The organism is Allobosea lupini, from assembly GCF_900109525.1.
Taxonomy (GTDB): Bacteria; Pseudomonadota; Alphaproteobacteria; order Rhizobiales; family Beijerinckiaceae; genus Allobosea; species Allobosea lupini.
Window position 1 is genome coordinate 271,095 of record NZ_FOAN01000004.1, and the last position, 19,306, is coordinate 290,400.

Annotated in this window: 15 protein-coding genes; 9 read left to right on the forward strand and 6 right to left on the reverse strand. The window is 68.0% G+C overall.

Going from position 1 to position 19,306, the window contains the following annotated elements; all coding sequences use genetic code 11:
* Positions 1-157: 157 nt before the first annotated feature.
* Positions 158-976, forward strand: a complete 819-nt coding sequence (locus BMZ21_RS13960; RefSeq protein WP_091836049.1) for a DUF1194 domain-containing protein — start codon at positions 158-160, stop codon at positions 974-976.
* Positions 977-979: 3 nt separating this feature from the next.
* On the opposite strand, the gene BMZ21_RS13965 is transcribed toward BMZ21_RS13960, so the two are convergent.
* Together BMZ21_RS13965 and BMZ21_RS13970 are read right to left on the reverse strand one after the other, a co-directional pair.
* Positions 980-2,176, reverse strand: coding sequence for a multidrug effflux MFS transporter (locus BMZ21_RS13965; RefSeq protein ID WP_091835188.1), 1,197 nt, complete (start codon positions 2,174-2,176; stop codon positions 980-982).
* 69 nt (positions 2,177-2,245) lie between these two features.
* Positions 2,246-3,658 (reverse strand): sodium:proton antiporter, encoded by a 1,413-nt coding sequence (locus tag BMZ21_RS13970; protein ID WP_091835191.1) that lies wholly within the window; start codon positions 3,656-3,658, stop codon positions 2,246-2,248.
* A 185-nt stretch (positions 3,659-3,843) separates the two neighbouring features.
* Between BMZ21_RS13970 and BMZ21_RS13975 the strand changes: the two genes are divergently transcribed.
* Positions 3,844-4,632, forward strand: a complete 789-nt coding sequence (locus BMZ21_RS13975) for a class II glutamine amidotransferase (RefSeq protein WP_091835194.1) — start codon at positions 3,844-3,846, stop codon at positions 4,630-4,632.
* A gap of 43 nt (positions 4,633-4,675) precedes the next feature.
* On the forward strand, positions 4,676-7,174 hold the full coding sequence (hrpB, locus tag BMZ21_RS13980; protein ID WP_091835197.1) for an ATP-dependent helicase HrpB: 2,499 nt from the start codon (positions 4,676-4,678) through the stop codon (positions 7,172-7,174).
* 4 nt (positions 7,175-7,178) lie between these two features.
* On the opposite strand, the gene BMZ21_RS13985 is transcribed toward hrpB, so the two are convergent.
* The gene (locus tag BMZ21_RS13985; RefSeq protein WP_091835200.1) at positions 7,179-9,329 is read right to left on the reverse strand and encodes a transglycosylase domain-containing protein; all 2,151 of its coding nucleotides are present in this window, start codon (positions 9,327-9,329) and stop codon (positions 7,179-7,181) included.
* A 310-nt stretch (positions 9,330-9,639) separates the two neighbouring features.
* Here BMZ21_RS13985 and BMZ21_RS13990 point away from each other — a divergent pair, with 310 nt between their 5' ends.
* Entirely contained in the window at positions 9,640-10,035 is a 396-nt protein-coding gene (locus BMZ21_RS13990; RefSeq protein WP_091835204.1) for a DoxX family protein, read from the forward strand.
* Between the two features lie 74 nt (positions 10,036-10,109).
* Here BMZ21_RS13990 and trxA read toward each other — a convergent pair whose 3' ends face one another.
* Positions 10,110-10,430 carry a thioredoxin gene (gene trxA / locus BMZ21_RS13995; protein ID WP_091835207.1) on the reverse strand — a complete coding sequence of 107 codons (321 nt, stop codon included), beginning with the start codon at positions 10,428-10,430 and terminating at the stop codon, positions 10,110-10,112.
* Positions 10,431-10,593: 163 nt separating this feature from the next.
* Positions 10,594-11,838 carry a Zn-dependent hydrolase gene (locus BMZ21_RS14000; protein ID WP_091835209.1) on the reverse strand — a complete coding sequence of 415 codons (1,245 nt, stop codon included), beginning with the start codon at positions 11,836-11,838 and terminating at the stop codon, positions 10,594-10,596.
* A gap of 392 nt (positions 11,839-12,230) precedes the next feature.
* Here BMZ21_RS14000 and BMZ21_RS14005 point away from each other — a divergent pair, with 392 nt between their 5' ends.
* From BMZ21_RS14005 to BMZ21_RS14025, 5 genes are all read left to right on the forward strand, one after another.
* Entirely contained in the window at positions 12,231-13,166 is a 936-nt protein-coding gene (locus BMZ21_RS14005) for a sugar ABC transporter substrate-binding protein (RefSeq protein ID WP_091835212.1), read from the forward strand.
* Between the two features lie 69 nt (positions 13,167-13,235).
* Complete coding sequence (locus BMZ21_RS14010) at positions 13,236-14,384, forward strand: ABC transporter permease (protein WP_091836051.1); 1,149 nt, start codon at positions 13,236-13,238, stop codon at positions 14,382-14,384.
* Between the two features lie 2 nt (positions 14,385-14,386).
* On the forward strand, positions 14,387-15,184 hold the full coding sequence (locus BMZ21_RS14015) for an ATP-binding cassette domain-containing protein (RefSeq protein ID WP_091835215.1): 798 nt from the start codon (positions 14,387-14,389) through the stop codon (positions 15,182-15,184).
* A gap of 220 nt (positions 15,185-15,404) precedes the next feature.
* Positions 15,405-16,517 carry a Gfo/Idh/MocA family protein gene (locus tag BMZ21_RS14020; RefSeq protein ID WP_091835218.1) on the forward strand — a complete coding sequence of 371 codons (1,113 nt, stop codon included), beginning with the start codon at positions 15,405-15,407 and terminating at the stop codon, positions 16,515-16,517.
* A gap of 112 nt (positions 16,518-16,629) precedes the next feature.
* Positions 16,630-17,085 carry a MarR family winged helix-turn-helix transcriptional regulator gene (locus BMZ21_RS14025; protein WP_091835221.1) on the forward strand — a complete coding sequence of 152 codons (456 nt, stop codon included), beginning with the start codon at positions 16,630-16,632 and terminating at the stop codon, positions 17,083-17,085.
* Between the two features lie 167 nt (positions 17,086-17,252).
* On the opposite strand, the gene phnN is transcribed toward BMZ21_RS14025, so the two are convergent.
* Positions 17,253-19,295, reverse strand: a complete 2,043-nt coding sequence (gene phnN / locus BMZ21_RS14030; protein ID WP_091835223.1) for a phosphonate metabolism protein/1,5-bisphosphokinase (PRPP-forming) PhnN — start codon at positions 19,293-19,295, stop codon at positions 17,253-17,255.
* Positions 19,296-19,306: the final 11 nt, after the last annotated feature.

Genomic DNA, 19,306 nt, shown 5'->3' on the forward strand with positions numbered 1-19,306 from the left:
GGCCGATGCTCACTTTTCCGGCTCATAGTCGCGTTTTCGTGCTTTGCGCGAATCGAAACCGAGCGCAGACTTCGACGACATTCGTTTGAAGCCTGCCTTCGCCCGAAACCATCCTCCTTTCGGCGTCACGCTTCGACGACAGATGACGGAGGTTTCGATGCGGCGCTGGCTGTTCGGTCTCTTTTGTCTCGCCGCCGCCGGCGCCTGGCCTGCATCGGCGCCCGACGCGCAACAGGCCAGCGCGCCGCCCGAAGAGGTCGATGTCGCCCTCGTGCTGGCAGTCGACGTGTCCTATTCGATGGACCTCGACGAGCTCGCTTTGCAGCGCAACGGCTATATCGAGGCCTTCCGCTCGAAGGTGCTGCATGATGCCATCGCCAAGGGCGCGATCGGCAAGATCGCCGTCACCTATTTCGAATGGGCGGGCGGCGATTTCCAGCACATCGTCCGCCCCTGGACGGTGATCGAGACCCCGCAATCGGCGATCGCCTTCGCCGAGGAGCTCGGCGAAGCGCCGACGCGGCGCGGGCGGCGCACCTCGATCTCCGGCGCGATCGATCTTGCCGTCGCCCTGCTCGAGAAGAGCAATGTGACGCCGCTGCGCCGCGTCATCGACATCTCCGGCGACGGCGCCAACAATGACGGGCGCCCGGTGACGGCTGCCCGCGACGCTGCGCGCGACAAGGGCATCGCGATCAACGGCCTGCCGGTGATGCTGAAGCAGGCGAGCTATTTCGACATCGACAATCTCGACGTCTACTACGAGGACTGCGTCGTCACCGGCGTCGGCGCCTTCGTGATCCCGATCCGCGAACGCAACCAATTCGTCGATGCGACCAGAACGAAGCTGGTGCGCGAGATCGCCGAGATGCCGGCCTCTGGCCCGGATGCCCTGATCCAGAAGGCGCAGGCGAAGGCGCCGCGCGTCTCCTGCATGCAGGGCGAGCGGCAATGGCGCGACCGGATGGGGAACTGACGCTCAGGTCTTGCCGGCGCGGATTGCGGCGCTGACGCGGAAGACGATCAGCGTCGCCACCCCGATCACCGACATCACGGCAGGCAGCGGCAGGGCGCTGCCCTTGAGAAGATGGCCGACCAGCAGGCCGACACAGGCCGCGAGCAGCATCTGGCAGAGGCCGGTCAACGAGGACGCCGCGCCGGCCCGGTCAGGGAAGGGCATCATCGCCGACGCCTGCGCCTGCGGCATGACGAGGCCGACGCCGCAGGCATAGAGCGCCATCGGGGCGACGACCCCGAACGGCCCGCCGAAGCCGGTCGCGACGCCGGCCAGCATGGCGAGCCCGCCGGCGGCGAGGCAGATGACGCCGAGCCCGATCACGCCGTCGAGGCCGCGGCGGCCGACCAGGCGCTGCGCGATGATCGTGCCTAGGATGAAGCCGAGCACGGCGCAGCCGAAGGACAGGCCATAGGCGGGCGCCGACAGGCCGTAGACCCCCATCAGCACATAGGACGAGCCGGAGATGAAAGCGAAGAGTCCGGCATAGGCCAGCGAGGTCAGCGCGACATAGACGCGGTAGGCCGGGTTGCGCAGCAGCAGCCTGTAGCCGCGGAAGATCGCCGGCAGCGACAGGCCGTCGGGCGAGCGCTGGCGCAGGGTCTCCGGCATGATCGTCGCGATGATGGCGAGCATGGTGAGCGCGAAGACGAGCGAGGCCAGGAAGGTCGAGCGCCAGCCGAAGGCGTTCTGCAGCAGGCCGCCGAGCACGGGGGCGATCGCCGGGACGAGGCCCATGATCATGCCCATGCGGGCGAGTTCGCGGCCGGCGCGCGGCCCCTCATAGAGGTCGCGAACCATGGCACGGCCGAGCACGATCGGCCCGGACGCCCCGACCGCCTGGGCGAAACGGGCGCCGATCAGCGCCTCGATCGAGGGCGCGAAGGCGCAGGCGAGCGTGGTGGCGATGAACAGGCCAAGGCCGATCATCAGCACCGGACGGCGGCCGAGCCGGTCCGAGAGCGGCCCCCAGATGATCTGGCCGGCGGCATAGCCGAACAGGAAGGCCGAGAGCGTCGCCTGCGCGCCGGCGAAATCGGTACCCATCACCCGCGCGATCTCGGGCAGCGACGGCAGATAGAAATCGGTCGAGAGCGGGCCCAGCGCCGTCAGCATGGCGAGGACGGCGGTCATCGCCAGCGTGTCGGGGCGCAGGGGCATCGGGGCTTCCTTCGGAAGCCGCCCCTTTAGGCGCGCATCCGACCGGTGTCCATGCTGCCGGCGCGCGCCTCAGCGGAAGAAGATCAGCGTCTGCAGCACGAAGAGCGGGATCAGGATCGCGCCCGACCAGAGCATGTAGCCGAAGAAGCTCGGCATCGCGACCTTCCGGTCCTTGGCGATGGCGTAGACCATGAAGTTGGGGGCGTTGCCGATATAGGTGTTGGCGCCCATGAAGACGGCGCCGGCCGAGATCGCGGTCAGCGTCAGGGCACCGGTCGTCATCAGAGCCTGCGCATTGCCACCGGCAAGCTCGAAGAAGACGAGATAGGTCGGTGCGTTGTCGAGGAAGGACGACAGGCCGCCGGTCAGCCAGAAATAGGCGACGTTGTTGGCACTGCCGTCAGGATTGCTGACCAGGGCGACCAGTGGTGCGAAGGCGCCGTTGCGGCCCGCCTGCAGCATCGCCAGCACCGGGATGATGCAGGCGAAGATGCCGGCGAAGAGCTTGGCGACCTCCTTGATCGGCCCCCAGCTGAACTCGTTGCCGGCGCGCACCGGCTTGGGTGTCAGGGTGAGCGAGAGGCCGGCCAGCGCCAGCAGGATGAGGTCGCGTGCCAGGTTCTGCCATTCGACGGCGATGCCGTGAATGGTGAAGGCAACGCCCGGCTTCCAGCTCGCCGACATCAGGATGGCGAGGATGACGCCGCCGAGCAGGAGGATGTTGACCTTGCCGAACAGCTTGATCGCCCGGTCCGGCGTCGGGTCGCGCAGCGGCGGATAGTCCTCCTCCTTGCGGAAGAACCAGCTGTCGAGCGCGTAGAACAAGGCGAGCAGGACGACGACCGCAAAGAGCGTCTCCGGCAGCAGATGTGTCGTCGTCCAGAAGAAGGAGACCCCGCGCAGGAAGCCGAGGAAGAGCGGCGGGTCGCCGAGCGGCGTCAGCGATCCCCCAATGTTCGAGACCAGGAAGATGAAGAAGACGACGACATGGACGTTGAAACGCCGGTTGTCGTTGGCCCGCAGCACCGGGCGGATCATGATGATCGAAGCGCCGGTGGTGCCGACGAAGCTCGCCATCAGCGTGCCGATCGCGAGCAGCACGGTGTTCGTCGCCGGCGTGCCGTGCAGGTTGCCTGTGATCAGGATGCCGCCGGCGATGGTGAACAGCGCGAAGAGCAGGATGATGAAGGGGACGTATTCGAGCAGCCCTGTGTGCAGCAAGGCGCCGAGCGCCGGATCGAAGCCACGGAACAGGGCGAGCGGCACGACCACCAGCACGGCCCAGAAGGCAGCGAACTTGCCGTAGTTCAGCTCCCAGAAATGCGGGAACAGGATCGGGCCGAGCGCGATCGAGAGCAGCATGCCGGCGAAGGGCAGGGCCCAGGCGACGCCCATGGTAGCTCCGCCGATGTCGCCTGCGGCGAAGGCTGCCTCGGGGAAAAGGGCGAACAGGAGCGCCGCGCCGGCGAGCTTCGTCAGCATGAAAATCCGCCCTTCCCCCGCCCGCTTGTCGCGGAACCTCGTCGTCACCCCATCGCCGCGACGGTTATAGCAAGGCTATGGGAGCGGCAACCGCAGCGGCTAGCTCCAAATCGTTATGCCGGCGTTCATTCTCGTGGAATAATCTTCTCCTGCGGCGTCCCGCCCGCACCTGATTCGGGACCACCATGTGCCGTTTCCTCGCCTATGCCGGCGCCCCGGTCTTTCTCGAGGACTTCATCGCCTCGCCCTGCCATTCGCTGATCCACCAATCTCTGCATGCCGAGGAGGCCAAGACCGGCACCAATGGCGACGGCTTCGGCGTCGGCTGGTATGGCGAGCGGGCCGAGCCCGGCCAGTATCGTGAGATCAGGCCGGCCTGGTCGGATGAAAACCTGCTCTCGATCGCGCGACTGGTGCGCTCGCATCTGTTCTTCGCGCATGTGCGTGCCGCGACCGGAACGGCGACGACGCGGGCGAACTGTCACCCCTTCGTCCATGGCCGGCATCTGTTCATGCATAATGGCCAGATCGGCGGCTACGCCCTGATCAGGCGCAGGCTCGAGAGCCTGATCCCCGACGGGCTCTACGGCGCGCGCGTCGGCACGACCGATTCCGAGGCGCTGTTCCTGCTGGCACTGGCCCGCATCACCGAGGGCGCTGCGCCTGGCGATGCCCTGGCGGGCGCGCTCGGCGATGCATTCGCGCTGATGCAGGAAGCCGGCGTGCGCGAGCCCTTGCGCTGCGCCGCCGCGCTGGCCGACGGCGAGACGATCCATGCGGTGCGCTGGTCGTCCGATCCGAAGCCGCCGACGCTCTATCTCTGCGATCGCGGCGATGCCGTGGTGATCGCCTCCGAGCCGGTCGATGCCGCCCGCGATTGCTGGCAGGCGCTGCCCTGCAACACTTTGGTCTCGGTCAGGGCCGGCACCGTCAGCATGACGCCGTTCGCGGTTGGATTGCAGCAGGCGGCCTGAGGCGGCTTGCACAGCAGCGCCGCCTGCGCCACATCGCAGGCGCATGCGCGCCTTCGACACAGCCCTCCCGATCGACACGGTTCTCGACGCCCTCGCTAACTCGCTGCGCGAGAAGCCGAACGCCGTGCTCGTCGCTCCGCCCGGCGCCGGCAAGACCACGCGTGTGCCGCTCGCTCTGCTGGATGAGCCTTGGACCAGCGGCGGCAAGCTGATCGTGCTGGAGCCGCGGCGCCTCGCAGCCCGCGGCGCGGCCAATCGCATGGCACAGACATTGGGCGAGCGCGTCGGCGAGACGGTCGGCCTGCGCGTCCGGCTCGGCTCGAAGATCGGCCCGAAGACGCGGATCGAGGTCGTCACCGAAGGCGTCTTCGCCCGGATGATCCTCGATGATCCCGCGCTCGACGGCATCGCCGCCGTGCTGTTCGACGAATTCCACGAGCGCTCGCTCGATGCCGATTTCGGGCTGGCGCTGGCGCTCGATGCGCAGGCCGGCCTGCGCGAGGACCTGCGCATCCTGGTGATGTCGGCGACGCTGGACGGCGCGCGCGTCGCCAGGCTTCTCGGCGATGCCCCGGTGATCGAGAGCCAGGGCCGCGCCTATCCGGTCGAGACGCGCTATCTCGGCCGCGACCCGCTGAAGCGCATCGAGGATCAGGTCACCGAGGCCGTGCTGCAGGCGCTGAACGAACAGGTCGGCTCCCTGCTGGTCTTCCTGCCCGGCCAGGGCGAGATCCGCCGCGTCGAGGAGCGCTTGCGCGAGAGGATCCGCGATCCAGCGATCGAGATCGCGCCGCTCTATGGTGCGCTCGACCAGGCCGAGCAGGACCGCGCCGTGCTGCCGGCGCCCAACGGCAGGCGCAAGGTCGTGCTGGCGACCTCGATCGCCGAGACCTCGCTGACGATCGAGGGCGTGCGCGTCGTCATCGATTCCGGCCTCGCCCGCATACCGCTCTACGAGCCCGACATCGGCATCACCCGCCTCGTCACCCAACGCGCCAGCCGCGCAGCCTGCGACCAGCGCCGCGGCCGCGCCGGCCGCACCGAGCCCGGCATCTGCTATCGGCTCTGGGAGGAGGCGGGCAATGGCGCGCTCGAAGCCTTCGCCCGCCCGGAAATCCTCTCGGCCGATCTCGCGCCGCTCCTGCTCGACTGCGCCGCCTGGGGCGTCTCCAATCCGACCACGCTCGCTTTCCTCGACCCGCCGCCGGCGCCGGCGCTCAAAGAAGCGCGGACGCTGCTGAACGACCTCGACGCGCTCGATTCCGACGGGCGGATCACCGAAGACGGCAAGGCGCTGCAGGGCCTGCCGCTGCCACCGCGGCTGGCGCATATGGTCGTCGGTGCGGCGCATGTTCGCCAGGCCGAGCCCGCCGCCGTGCTGGCGGCGCTGCTGGTCGAGCGCGGGCTCGGCGGCGATGCGATCGACCTGTCCGAGCGGCTGGAGCGCTTCGGCCGCGAGCGCGGCGGCCGCGCGGCCGACATGCGCCGCCTCGCCGAGGGCTGGGCGCGGCAGGCGGCGAGCAAGGTCAAGGCCGGCGCGGAGCAGCCGCTCTCGCCCGGTTTCCTGCTCGGCCTCGCCTTTCCGGATCGCGTCGCCAAGGCGCGCCAGCCCGGCTCCGGCCAATACCTGCTCGCAAATGGTCGCGGCGCGGCCCTCGAACCCGGCCAGAGGCTGGCGCGCGAGCCCTATCTCGTCGTCGGCGAGATGACCGGAAGCGCCCAGCAGGCCCGCATCCTCAGCGCCGTCGCGATCAGCGAGGCCGAGACCGCCGCGCTGGCCGCCTCCGGCCTGATCCGGATCGGGCTGTCCGAGCGCAACGAGACCGTCTTCGACCGGCAGGCAAGGGCATTGCGGGCCCGCGCCGCCCGCAAATACGGCTCGCTGGTGCTGGCCGAGCGGCCCTTGCCGGTCGAGTCGTCCGCGGAGAATGCCGAGGTGCTGGCAAAGGGCATCGCCATCATCGGCATCGAGACGCTGCCCTGGAGCAAGGCGCAGGCGCAATTGCGCGAGCGCGTCGCCTTCCTGCGCACAGCGGAGGGAGAGGATGCCGGCTGGCCCGATCTCTCAGATACCGGCCTCGCCCAGATGGCCGCGGACTGGCTGGCGCCGCATATCGTCGGCCGGAGCTCCCTGGCGGCAATCACGCCGGGCGATCTCGATGCCGCGCTGTCGACACTGCTGCCCTGGGAGTTGAAGCGGCGGCTCGATGCGGAGGCGCCGACGCATTTTGCCGCGCCGACGGGCTCGCAACTCGCGGTCGACTACGGTGCCGAGGCCGGGCCGACGATTTCGGTCCGGGTGCAGGAGCTGTTCGGGCTGGCCCAGCACCCTTCGCTCGCCGGCGGGCGGGTACCGCTGGTGCTGGAGCTGCTCTCGCCCGGACACCGGCCGATCCAGATCACCCGCGACCTGCCGGGCTTCTGGCGAGGCTCCTGGGCTGCGGTAAAGAGCGAGATGAAAGGTCGCTATCCGCGCCATCCCTGGCCAGACGATCCTGCTGCGGCGGCACCGACGACGCGGGCCAAGCCGCGCGGGACCTAAGGGGTCAGCCGCCGAACAGGCGCTCGAAGAAGTTCTTCTCCTGCGGCGCCGGCGGGGTCCAGGCGCGGTCGCCGGAAGCGACCGGCTGGGTCCGTGGCGAGGGCGCGACGCCGGCGACCGGCTCGCCGCCATCGAAGATCGACTTCGGCGCCGACTGCCAGAGCCCGCCCGGCAGCTGGATCGGTTGCTGGCCGGCATGGGCCGTCTTCATGTACTTGCCCCAGATCTCGGCCGGCAGGCCGGAGCCGGTGACGCGCTTCATCGTCGAATTGTCGTCATTGCCGACCCAGACGGCGGTGACGAGGCGGCCGGTGAAGCCGACGAACCAGGCGTCGCGATAATCCTGCGTCGTGCCCGACTTGCCGCCGACCTCCCAGCCGGGAATGTTGACCTTGCTGCCGGTGCCGCCGGTCATCACCGCATGGAACATCGAGTTCATCATCGAGAGCGTCTGCGGCTGGATCACCGGGCCGAAATTATTCGCCTTGCGGGCATAGACGACCTTTCCACTGGTCGATTTGACCTCGCGGATGACATAGGGAAGTACCGACTGGCCGCCATTGGCGAAGGTCGCATACGCCGCGGTCATCTCCAGCGGCGTCACCTCCGAGGTGCCGAGCGACAGCGACGGGTTGGCCTGCAGCGACGAGTTCACGCCAAGGCGCTGGGCCGTGCGCACGACCTCGCGCGGCGTCACCTCCTGGATCAGGCGCGCCACGACCGTGTTCAGCGAATGGGCGAAGGCGGTCTGCAGTGTCACCGGGCCGCGGAAGGTGCGCGAATAGTTCTCAGGCTCCCAGCCCTTGATCGAGACGGGCGAGTCGTCGCGGATCGTATCCGGCGTCATGCCCTTCTCGAGCGCGGTGAGGTAGACGAAGGGCTTGAAGGACGAGCCCGGCTGGCGATGCGCGGCCGTGGCGCGGTTGAACTGGCTCTTGGTGTAGTCGCGCCCGCCGATCAAAGCGCGGATCGCCCCGTCCGGCGCCAGCGAGACCACCGCGCCCTGCGAGGCGTTGAGCTTGGCGCCCTGCGCCGAGAGCGCCTCGACAAGGATGTTTTCCGCCGAGCTCTGTAGCTTGGTGTCGACCGTGGTCAGCACGGTGACGTCGCCCTCGATCGCGCCGATGAAGTCGTCGAGCACGTCCATGACGTAATCGGCGGCGTAATTGACCGAGCCGGCGCCGACGCGCTCTGGCACCTCGGCGGGTGCGCCAAGCGCGGTCTTGGCCGTGGCCTGCGAGATCAGGCCCTGCTCTGCCATCGCCGAGATCACCAGCTGGGCGCGTTTCTCCGCCGCTTCCGGGTTGCGGTTGGGCGCGAGGCGCGAGGGCGCCTGGACGAGGCCGGCGAGCATGGCGGCTTCGGCGACCGAGACCGAACGCGCCGACTTGTTGAAATAGCGCTGCGCCGCCGCCTCGACGCCATAGGCGCCCGAGCCGAAATAGACGCGGTTGAGATAGAGTTCGAGGATCTGGTCCTTGGTGTAGGTCCGCTCCAGCCAGAGCGAGAGGATCGCTTCCTGGATCTTGCGCGCCGCCGTGCGCTCCTGGGTCAGGAACAGGTTCTTGGCGAGCTGCTGGGTCAGGGTCGAGCCGCCCTGGACGCCGCCGCGCTTGGTCAGGTTGTTGACGATGGCGCGGCCGAGGCCGATCGGGTCGATGCCGAAATGGTCGTAGAAGCGCCGGTCCTCGATCGCGACGAAGGCTTTCGGCAGATAGGGCGGGACTTCACCGATGGTGATCGTGCGTCCGCCGGTCTCGCCGCGATTGGCGAGCAGCGTGCCGTCGGCCGCGAGGATCGCGATGTTCGGCGGCCGCTTCGGTACGGTTAGCTGGTCGATCGGCGGCAATTGCGCGGCGTGATAGGCGACGAGCCCGCCGACGGCGAGTACCGCCCAGAGCCCCATGACGACGCCCCAATAGAAGATGCGGCCGAAGAAGGAGCCGCGCTTGCGGCGCGGCTTGCGGCCGCCCTTGCTGCGCTCGTTCTGCGGTCGGCGCGGTTGCTGGCGCGGTGCCACCGAATTCTTTCCTCCGCGATAGGGGCGGTCCTCGGCCGACAGGCGCAATTCGCCGTCGTCGCGCCCGTAATCGTCGCGCGCACGCTCGAAGGACGGCTCGCGCCGCTCACCGCCTCGTTTCGACCGGTCGTTCATCCCGCCCCGTTCAGGCCCCGCCACCGCGCTGCGATCCGCAGCCCGGCGTTTTCCAGACAGGATTCAAACATGGCGCTTTTAAGGGGTGGTTAAGCCCGATTTCGGCGAACTTTCCGCAAGGGTGAACGAAGCGGCCGCTGTTGCGGATTTGCCGCTCGGTGATTTTGCTGCACTGCAAACGAAAACGTGACTTGATAGATCTTCTTTGCATGGGGACAAGCGCGAGGCGATGAGGAAGACTTCTTCGCCAGCAAACCCAACCACTTAGCAAATTTTTCCAATTCCAAACCGGACGGAAGGCAACCCGCCCATGCAGGCTCTCAACTCCCTCAATCGCTACGCGCCGCAGGCGCTCGCACTGCTTCGCATTGCCACGGCGCTGATCTTCATCGCCCATGGCACGCAAAAGCTGTTCGGCTTCCCGGCTCCGCCGGCGAGCGGCTTGCCTGCAGCGTTCACGCTGTTCTGGTTCGGCGCGATCCTCGAGGCCTTCGGCGGCCTGCTCATCCTGATCGGCCTGTGGACCCGCCCGGTCGCCTTCATCCTCTCGGGCGAGATGGCCTATGCCTACTGGATGTTCCATGCGCCGCGGAACGTCTACCCGCTGCTGAACAATGGCGATGCGGCGATCCTTTACTGCTTCGTCTTCTTCTACCTCGTCTTCGCCGGCGCTGGCGCCTGGGCTCTCGACAACCGCTCCAAGTGACGCAGCGCATAGCCTGAAACGAAAAAGGCCCGCCCTCATCGAGAGCGGGCCTTCCTGATTTTGCGATCGCCAGATCAGACCGCGGCCGAGATCCAGCGCGACAGGTCGCTCTTGGGGGCAGCGCCGACCTTCTGCGAGGCCAGCTTGCCGTCCTTGAACAGCATCAGGGTCGGGATCGAGCGGATGCCGAACTGGGCCGGAATCTGCTGGTTCTCGTCAACGTTCATCTTGACGATCTTGACCTTGCCGTCGAGCTCGCCGGCGATCTCCTCGAGCGCCGGGCCGATCATCCGGCAGGGGCCGCACCACTCGGCCCAGAAGTCCACCACCACCGGCTCAGCTGACTTCAGCACATCGGCCTCGAAGCTCGCATCGGTCACTTTGGTCGTCGCCATGGCTCATCGCCTTTCGATTCTGAGTGCGGCAACAATACCGCTATTCGAGGCTGAAGCTATGAACGGGCGGGCACAGGGTCAAGGCTGGCTCACCTTCCGGTGATGCGGGTCAGCCGTGCTTCCACCGGGGATGGATGGTTGCCTCGGGGATCGACATGCGGGTTCAGCGATTCGCCCGCGCCACCACCGTGTGCAGCAGCACGTTGAGGCCGGGTTCGAGATCGTCCGGCGTGCACAGCTCCTGATTGTTGTGGGTGATGCCGCCCCTGCAGGGCGCGAAGATCATCGTCGTCGGCGCATGGCGGGCGACGAAATAGGCGTCGTGCCCGGCCTGGCTCAGGATGTCGCGGGTGCGGTAGCCGAGGCCGAGCGAGGTGGCCCGGACCTGCTCGATCAACTCGTCGGCGAAGACCTTGCCGCCCCAGTTCCAGACATCGAGGATCTCGGCCGTGCAATCGGCCCGCGCCGCCGCTTCATGCACGGCGCGGCGCACGCGCTCGGCCATCACGGCGCTGGTTTCCGGATCGGCATGGCGGACGTCGCAGGTCGCCTGGGCCCAGTCGGAGAGAATGCCGGGCTTGTTCGGCCAAGCTACGAGGCGTGAAGCCGTCGCCTTGCCGCCGCTGCCGGCATGCTCCCAGCCGAGATCGTCGACAGCGACCAGCAGGCGCGCGCCGGCGATCAGCGCATTCCTGCGCCGCTCCATCGGCCAGGGGCCGGTATGGGCGGTTTCGCCGCGGAATTCGACCAGCATGCCGGTGCTGGCATAGCCGCCGGTGACGACGCCGACCTGCATGCCCTCGCGGTCGAGGATCGGGCCCTGCTCGATATGGAACTCGACATAGGCGTCGAAGGGGCGGGGCGTAGCCTCCATCTCACCGCGATAACCGATCCGGTCGAGCTCCTCGCCGATCGTTCGGCCGTCGTCGTCACGCCGGCCCAGCGCCCAGTCGAGCGTGTACGCGCCGGTGAAGCAGCCCGAGCCGACCATGGGCGGCGAGAAGCGCCCGCCCTCCTCATTGGTCCAGTTGACCACTTCGATCGGCCGTTTCGTGCGGTGGCCGAGCTGGTCGAGCGTCCGGCAGACCTCGAGTCCGCCGAGCACGCCGGCGATGCCGTCGAAGCGCCCACCATTCACCTGGGTGTCGAGATGGCTGCCCATCACCACCGGCGGCAGGCTGTCGTCCTCACCGGGCCGGCGCGCGAAGATGTTGCCGATGCCGTCGATCCGGACGCTCAACCCCGCCTCCCGGCACCAGGCGATGAAGACGTCGCGGACCTCCCGGTCGGCATCGCCGAGCGCCAGCCGGGACAGGCCGCCCGGTCGACCGACCCCGATCTCGCCGGAACGCTCGATCGTCGTCCAGAAGCGCCCGATATCGATGCGCGCAGTCGCTGGCAGGCCCATGACATTCCCCCGGTACCGGGCGCTGAGCGCGCCGCCTCATCACCGACAATCGAGGCCGCAGCCCGATCCTGGCAAATCGATATTGGTGATGAATTTCTCCGGTCCCGGTGGAACGATCAGATGCACGCTCAGGTATGTCAGCGGCGCAGAAGGCGCTTGACAGCTGCGTATGCGCGATGGAATGATTGTTCCATTGAATATTGAAAACGGTTTTTTTGTTTCGTTTTGAATGAAGCGCAGAGTCGGCGGTCGCGCCTGGCGCGCCCTCCCTCCTACGCCATCCCAGGCAGTCCGCGGCGCTTCGCGGCCGGCCAAATCGCCCGAAAACCGGCCGATCGAGCCCGATCGGACCGATAACGAAAGCGGGGGACATCCCCGCAAGGGAGGATGAGATGAAGCGTTTTCTCGCAGGGATGATTGCTGCCGCCGCCATCGCGGTTGCAGGGGCGACGCCGAGCGTCGCGCAGCAGACCAGGATCATCGTCGTCAGCCATGGCCAGGCCGCGGACCCGTTCTGGTCGGTTGTCAAGAACGGCGTCGCCAAGGCGGCGGCCGATCTCAAGGTGTCCGTCGATTATCGCGCGCCCGAGACCTTCGACATGGTGGCGATGAGCCAGCTGATCGATGCCGCGGTGAACCAGAAGCCGGCCGGCCTCGTCGTCTCGATCCCCGACGCCTCGGCGCTCGGCCCGTCGATCCAGAAGGCCGTCGCCGCCGGCATCCCGGTGATCTCGATGAATTCCGGCTCCGACGTCTCGAAGAAGCTCGGCGCACTCCTGCATGTCGGTCAGGACGAGTTCGACGCCGGCAAGGCCGCCGGCGAGAAACTCGCCAGCATGGGCGGCAAGGTCGGCGTCTGCGTCAACCACGAGGTCGGCAATGTCGCGCTCGACCTGCGCTGCAAGGGTTTCGCCGAAGGCTTCAAGGGCAAGGTCACCGTGCTGCCGGTCTCGAACGACCCGTCCGAGATCCGCTCCAAGGTCAAGGCGGCGCTCTCCGACGCCAGCGTCGACACGGTGATGGCGCTCAGCGCATCGCTCGGCGGCGAGCCGACCCTGGCGGGCGTCAAGGAGGCCGGCAAGATCGCCAGCGTCCGTGTCGCCACCTTCGATCTCTCGGCCAATTTCCTCAAGGCGATCGTCGCGGGTGAGGCCGCCTTCGGCATCGACCAGCAGCAGTTCCTGCAGGGCTATCTGCCGGTCGCTTTCCTGGCGCTCAACGCCGAGTACGGGCTCGTGCCCGGCGGCAATGTCCCGTCCGGCCCGAACCTCGTCACCAAGGAGAAGGCGGCCCAGGTCGTCGACCTCTCGGCCAAGGGCATCCGCTGAGCTTTTGCGGCGGCGCATCCAGCGCCGCCGCCCCCTCTCCGGACAGTGCAGAAGCTGAAGGTGCGCGCCATGGCCACATCGACCGCCGATCTCGCTGCGGGCTCGTCCCGTATTCCTGACCCGGCCGCTGCGGCCCGCGACGAACGGCTGCGCCGCGTCTCGCTGATCGCCCGGCTGATGCGCCGGCCCGAGCTGGGCGCGGTCGCCGGCCTCGTCCTGGTCACCGTCTTCTTCGGGCTCACCGCCAATCCGGCGATGTTCACCCTCGCCGGGCTGATGACTGTGCTCTCGCCGGCGGCCCAGCTCGGCATCCTCGCCATCGCGGCGGCGCTCTTGATGATCGGCGGCGAATTCGATCTCTCGATCGGCTCGATGATCGCCTTCGCGGGACTCATCTTCGGCGCGCTGATCGTCGTCGGCGACCTGCCGCTGCTGGCGGCGATCGTCGCGACCTTCGTCTTCGCCGGGTGGATGGGTGCGGTGAACGGGCAGATCGTCATCAGAACGCGCCTGCCCTCGTTCATCGTCACCCTCGCCTTTCTCTTCATCCTGCGCGGGCTCTCACTGGTCGGGCTGAAATGGGCGACCGGCGGCTCGACGCAATTGCGCGGCATCGGCGACAAGGCAGGCACGGGCGTGGTGCGCGAGCTCTTCTCCGGCCAGGCGCTCGAGGGGCTGTTCGCCTGGCTGGCGCAGGCCAACCTGATCGCCAAGTTTCCCAACGGCACGCCGACCGTGACGGGCGTTCCCGTCGGGGTCCTCTGGTTCCTCGCCATCGCCGCCCTCGCGACCTATGTCCTCTTGCGCACCCGCTTCGGCAACTGGATCTTCGCCGCCGGCGGCGATCCCAATGCGGCCCGCAATTCCGGCGTGCCGGTCAACATGGTCAAGACGACTTTGTTCGTGCTGACCGCCTGCGCCGCCACCCTCGTCGCCATCCTCACCGTGCTCGACGCCGGCTCGACCGATGCCCGCCGCGGCTTCCAGAAGGAGTTCGAGGCGATCATCGCCGCGGTGATCGGCGGCTGCCTGCTCACCGGCGGCTATGGCTCGGCGATCGGCGCCTTCTTCGGCGCGATCATCTTCGGCATGGTCTCGATCGGCCTGACCTACACCAGCTTCGACAGCGACTGGTTCCAGGTCTTCCTCGGCGGCATGCTGCTGCTCGCCGTGCTGTTCAACAACTTCATCCGCCGCAAGGCGACAGGGGAGCGCTGAACATGACAACCGCAGCTCCAGAACAGACGCCCCTCATCGAGGTCCGCGACATCGTCAAGCATTTCGGCTCGGTGATCGCGCTCTCGGGCGTCTCGCTCAAGGTCTCCGCCGGCGAGGTGCTCTGCCTGCTCGGCGACAACGGCGCCGGCAAGTCGACGCTGATCAAGACGCTCTCGGGCTGCCACAAGCCGAGCTCGGGCGAGTTCCTGGTCGAGGGCCGGCCGGTCGCCTTCTCCAGCCCGCGCGACGCGCTCGATGCGGGCATCGCCACCGTCTACCAAGATCTGGCGATGATCCCGCTGATGTCGATCACGCGGAACTTCTTCATGGGTCGCGAACCGATCCGCGGCTTCGGCCCGCTGAAATGGATCGATTTCGACCTCGCCCACGCGGTGACCCGCGACGAGATGCACAGGATCGGCATCGACATCCGCGATCCCCATCAGGCGGTCGGCACGCTCTCCGGCGGCGAGCGCCAATGCGTCGCCATCGCCCGCGCCGTCTATTTCGGCGCCAAGGTGCTGATCCTGGACGAGCCCACTTCCGCACTCGGCGTCGCCCAGACCTCGATGGTGCTGAAATACATCAACCTCGTGCGCGCCAAGGGCCTCGGCGTGATCTTCATCACCCATAATGTCCGCCACGCCTATGCCGTCGGCGACCGCTTCACCGTGCTCAACCGCGGCAAGACGCTCGGCACCTACGCCAAGTCCGGCATCGCCATGGACGAGCTGCAGAACCTGATGGCAGGCGGCAAGGAGTTGCAGGCGGTCTCCGAGGAGCTCGGCGGCACGGTCTGACCCATTCACGCCATCCCCTCAGTCCTCATCCTGAGGAGCGCCGAAGGCGCGTCTCGAAGGATGTTTCAGGAGACTCGGGAACCAGCTGGAGCATCCTTCGAGACGGCCGCTGACGCGGCCTCCTCAGGATGAGGGCTGTGAAAATAGGTGATCTTGGATCGGCGCGGCTTAGCCGCTTGTCCGGGATGACCCGAATTTGTAGCGGAAGAAGGATGGTCTCATGCGCGCGCTCGGCGTCGGCCTGATCGGTACCGGCTATATGGGCAAATGCCATGCGCTGGCCTGGAACGCCGTCGCACCGGTCTTCGGCGACGTGCGTCGTCCGAAGCTCGCCATGCTCTGCGAGGTCGACGAGGCCCTGGCGGCGCAGCGGGCCGGCGAGTTCGGCTTCGCTGAATCGACCGCCGACTGGAAGGCGCTGATCGCTCATCCCGAGGTCGATGTCGTCTCGATCACCACGCCGAACGCCTTCCATGCGCAGATGGCGATCGCGGCGCTGAAAGCCGGCAAGCATGTCTGGTGCGAGAAGCCGATGGCGACGAGCCTCGCCGACGCCGAAGCGATGCTGGTGGCGGCGAAGGCGGCCGGCACGGTCGCCGCCCTCGGCTACAACTACATCCAGAACCCCGCGATCCGGCTGGCGCAACGCCTGATCGCCGATGGCACGATCGGGCCTGTCAACCATGTCCGCGTCGAGATGGACGAGGACTTCATGGCCGATGCCGGCGCGTTGTTCTCCTGGAAGAGCGAGGCGGCGTCCGGCCATGGCGCGCTCGACGATTTTGGCGTGCACGCCTTCTCGCTGATCAAGGTGCTGATCGGCGAGGTCGAAGCCGTGATGGCCGATATGGCCAGGCCCTATGCCGAGCGCCCGCTCGCGGCCGGCGGCACCCGCGCGGTCGAGACCCACGACATTGCGACCTTGCTGCTGCGCCTCTCGTCCGGCGCTTCCGGGCTCGTCGCGCTCAACCGCTCGGCCTGGGGCCGCAAGGGCCGCATCGCCCTGCAGGTTTTTGGTGCCAAGGGGACGATCGCCTACGACCAGGAGCGGATGAACGAGATCGAGCTCTACACCGCCGACGGCGACAGCGACGTCCAGGGCTTCCGCCGCATCCTGACCGCCCCGGCGCACGCGCCCTATGACCGCTTCATCCCGGCACCCGGTCATGGCCTCGGCTTCAACGAGCTCAAGATCATCGAATGCCGCGAGCTGCTCCGCGCCATCGCCGGCGAGCCTGCGCATCTCCTCGATTTCGAGGCAGGCCTGCGCATCGAGCGTACGGTCGACGCCGCGGCCCGGAGTTTCCGCGAAGGGCGCTGGACGACGATCTGAGGACCTGCTTCGCTGACATCGTGGACGAAGCGTGATTTTCGGCGATCCAGCCGGTTCCGGTCGCCAGAAAAGCGCGCTAGAAATATCGTTCGTATACGAACGAGGACCAGCGATGGCGCGACCGAGCACTGCGGCCGAGACGCCCGACCTTGCCGATGAGAGCTATGATCTCGCCGAGCAGGTCGGCTTCATCATGCGCCAGGCGGCGCAGCGCCATGTCTCGATCTTCAACGAGATCATGGGCGCCGACCTGACGCCGACGCAATGGGCGGTGCTGGCGCGGCTTTACCAGGATGGCGGGTCCTCGCAGAACCTTCTGGGACGCCAGACCGCGATGGACGCGGCCACGATCAAGGGCGTGGTCGACCGTCTGCTCAAGCGCAAGCTGGTGCAGACCAAGCCCGATCCGGAGGATGGCCGCCGACTCATCGTCGAGCTCAGCCCGGCCGGGGTCGACTACACGCGCGAGCTACTGCCCAAGGCGGAGACAGTGACCAAGGTGACGCTGGCCCCGCTCGCGACCAACCAGCGGGCGACGCTGATCGCGCTGCTGAAGCAGCTGCGCTGAGGCTTTTCAGGCGGATCAGGCTTTAACGCGAGTCATCCCGGGCGACCGAAGTGAGACCCGGGATCCATTCCGGAGCCTTTCCGATAGAGGTTCCGGAATGGGTCCCGGATCGGCGCGGCTTCGCCGCTTGTCCGGGATGACTCGCGTTTGGGTGTGCAGGAATTCAGCTACCTGATCACGTAGCAGTCGCAGCTCTCCGCCATCGCCTTGGCCTCGTCGAGATCGCTCGAGGCGCTGGCATGGATGGCGAAGAGCGGATCGCCGACCGCAACGGCGTCGCCGACATGGCGGCGCAGATCGATGCCGGCCGCCTTATCGAACGGCGCTCCCGCACGCCGCGCGATTCCCGCGACCGCCCAGCCGTCGATCTCGGTGACGAGCCCCGCCTTTGGCGAGCGCACGGTATGGACCAGCAGCCCCGGCGCGACCGGCGGCTCGCGCCGCCCCTGCGCATCGATAATCCGCTCGAAGGCGGCGCGCGCCGCGCCGGAGCGCAGCAGTTCCTCCGCGCGTGCCCGCCCGGCCGCGATCGAGCCGAGGGTCGGGTCCCAGGCCAGGATGCGGCTGGCGAAGAACAGCGCCTTCTCGACCAGGTCGGCCGGTGCCTGCGGGTCGTTATCGAGCACCCAGCCGACATCGCGGCATTCCAGCGCCGGGCCGATGCCGCGCCCGATCGGCCGGCTGCCATCGGTCGGGAAGGCCTTGACGACGAGGCCGAGCCCGGCACCGACCGTCTCGAACAAATCAGCCAGTTCGGCGGCTTCCGCTTCGCTTCTCAGCTTCGCGCGCGGGCCATAGGGCAGGTCGACGATGACATGGGTCGAGCCCGCCGTGAGCTTCTTCGACAGGATCGAAGCGACCGACCAGCGGTTGGAATCGATGCCGAGCGGCCGCGTGATCGCGTTCATCACGTCGTCGACGACGGAATGGTTGAGCCGCCCGTTCCAGGCGATGCAGCCGCGCGCCTTTTCCACGCAGGCGCGCAATTCGGCCGGGTTCAGCTCGACGCGGGCGAGCGCCTCCATCGCATCGGCCGTGCCCGCCGCCGAAGTGATGGCGCGCGACGAGGTCTTCGGCATCAGGAAGGCGCCATGCGCGGCGACGATCGGCACGACGATCAGCGTGATCCGGCTGCCCGGAATGCCGCCCATCGAATGCTTGTCGACGACGATCCCGTCCGGCCAGGTGATCTTTTGCGCGAAGCGGGTGCGCACCCGCGCCAGCGCGACGACCTCGTCGTCGGAGAGCGTCTGCGTCGCCGCGACCAGGAAGGCCGCGACCTCGCCATCGGGATAGCGCGCCTCGACGATGTCGCGGATCAGCGTGTGGTACTGCTCCTCGGTGAGCTCGCCGCCCTGGATCTTGCGGGTCAGCGCCGCCCGGCTCTCCGGCGAGGGCGTGCGCCGGAGCGTGACTTCGCTGCCCTCGGGCAGACCGAGCTCGTCGAAGGCCTCGGCCGAGAGGCCGATCTCGTCGCCCGCGAGCAGCGCGGGTAAATCGACCACCTGTACGTTCGAGCGGATGCTGGCGCCGACACCGGAAATCTCGACCCGTCCCGGCCCGAGATAGTCGAAGCCGTTGACGATCTCGCCCTTGGCCGGGAGATAAGCGCAGTGCGCCCGTCCCGCGAAAAGCGGCAGGCGGCGCAGGCGCATCGTGTTGGCGGCGGCCTCGACCGCAGCGACGAAGCGCTCGATGCCGATCTCGACACTCTGGTCGTTGCAGATCGTCGCCGCCCGGATTCCGTCCGGACGCGGCTCGACCGTGCGCGACAGGCGCTTCTCGATCGCTTCGCCGCTCTCGCGCCCGCGCCCGGCGATACGGGCGGCGAGCACCTCGGGCGGCGCCGTGACCTCGACCACGACGAAACGCGGCAGGCGGGCGGCGAGCGCCGCGATCGTGGCGCGCGAGCCATTGGCGATGACGTTGCGCCCGGCCTCGACCAGCCGCTTCAGTTCGGCCGGCAGGCCGTAGCGCAGGCCGTGGGCGCCCCAGGTGATCAGGAAGTCGCCTTTGGCCTCGCGCGCGTCGAAGGCCTCGTCCGTCGCCGCCTCATGGTCCTCGCCCGGCGAGCCCGCGGGGCGGGTGACGACGCGGCGCGCGAAGACATAGCGGCCGGTCGGCTCCAGCAAGGCGCGGGCGCCGTCGATCAGCGAGTCCTTGCCGGCCCCGCTTGGGCCGACGACGAGGAAGAAGGTGCCTTGCCGCATTCCCTGGCCGC

What these genes read in the sequence shown, in the direction of transcription:
- hrpB (WP_091835197.1), top strand. Translation starts at nt 4,676, where the DNA reads ATGCGCGCCTTCGACACAGCCCTCCCGATCGACACGGTTCTCGACGCC.
- BMZ21_RS13970 (WP_091835191.1), bottom strand. Translation starts at nt 3,658, where the DNA reads ATGCTGACGAAGCTCGCCGGCGCGGCGCTCCTGTTCGCCCTTTTCCCC.
- BMZ21_RS14020 (WP_091835218.1), top strand. Translation starts at nt 15,405, where the DNA reads ATGCGCGCGCTCGGCGTCGGCCTGATCGGTACCGGCTATATGGGCAAA.
- trxA (WP_091835207.1), bottom strand. Translation starts at nt 10,430, where the DNA reads ATGGCGACGACCAAAGTGACCGATGCGAGCTTCGAGGCCGATGTGCTG.
- BMZ21_RS13985 (WP_091835200.1), bottom strand. Translation starts at nt 9,329, where the DNA reads ATGAACGACCGGTCGAAACGAGGCGGTGAGCGGCGCGAGCCGTCCTTC.
- phnN (WP_091835223.1), bottom strand. Translation starts at nt 19,295, where the DNA reads ATGCGGCAAGGCACCTTCTTCCTCGTCGTCGGCCCAAGCGGGGCCGGC.
- BMZ21_RS13975 (WP_091835194.1), top strand. Translation starts at nt 3,844, where the DNA reads ATGTGCCGTTTCCTCGCCTATGCCGGCGCCCCGGTCTTTCTCGAGGAC.
- BMZ21_RS13990 (WP_091835204.1), top strand. Translation starts at nt 9,640, where the DNA reads ATGCAGGCTCTCAACTCCCTCAATCGCTACGCGCCGCAGGCGCTCGCA.
- BMZ21_RS14010 (WP_091836051.1), top strand. Translation starts at nt 13,236, where the DNA reads ATGGCCACATCGACCGCCGATCTCGCTGCGGGCTCGTCCCGTATTCCT.
- BMZ21_RS14000 (WP_091835209.1), bottom strand. Translation starts at nt 11,838, where the DNA reads ATGGGCCTGCCAGCGACTGCGCGCATCGATATCGGGCGCTTCTGGACG.
- BMZ21_RS14005 (WP_091835212.1), top strand. Translation starts at nt 12,231, where the DNA reads ATGAAGCGTTTTCTCGCAGGGATGATTGCTGCCGCCGCCATCGCGGTT.
- BMZ21_RS13965 (WP_091835188.1), bottom strand. Translation starts at nt 2,176, where the DNA reads ATGCCCCTGCGCCCCGACACGCTGGCGATGACCGCCGTCCTCGCCATG.
- BMZ21_RS14025 (WP_091835221.1), top strand. Translation starts at nt 16,630, where the DNA reads ATGGCGCGACCGAGCACTGCGGCCGAGACGCCCGACCTTGCCGATGAG.
- BMZ21_RS13960 (WP_091836049.1), top strand. Translation starts at nt 158, where the DNA reads ATGCGGCGCTGGCTGTTCGGTCTCTTTTGTCTCGCCGCCGCCGGCGCC.
- BMZ21_RS14015 (WP_091835215.1), top strand. Translation starts at nt 14,387, where the DNA reads ATGACAACCGCAGCTCCAGAACAGACGCCCCTCATCGAGGTCCGCGAC.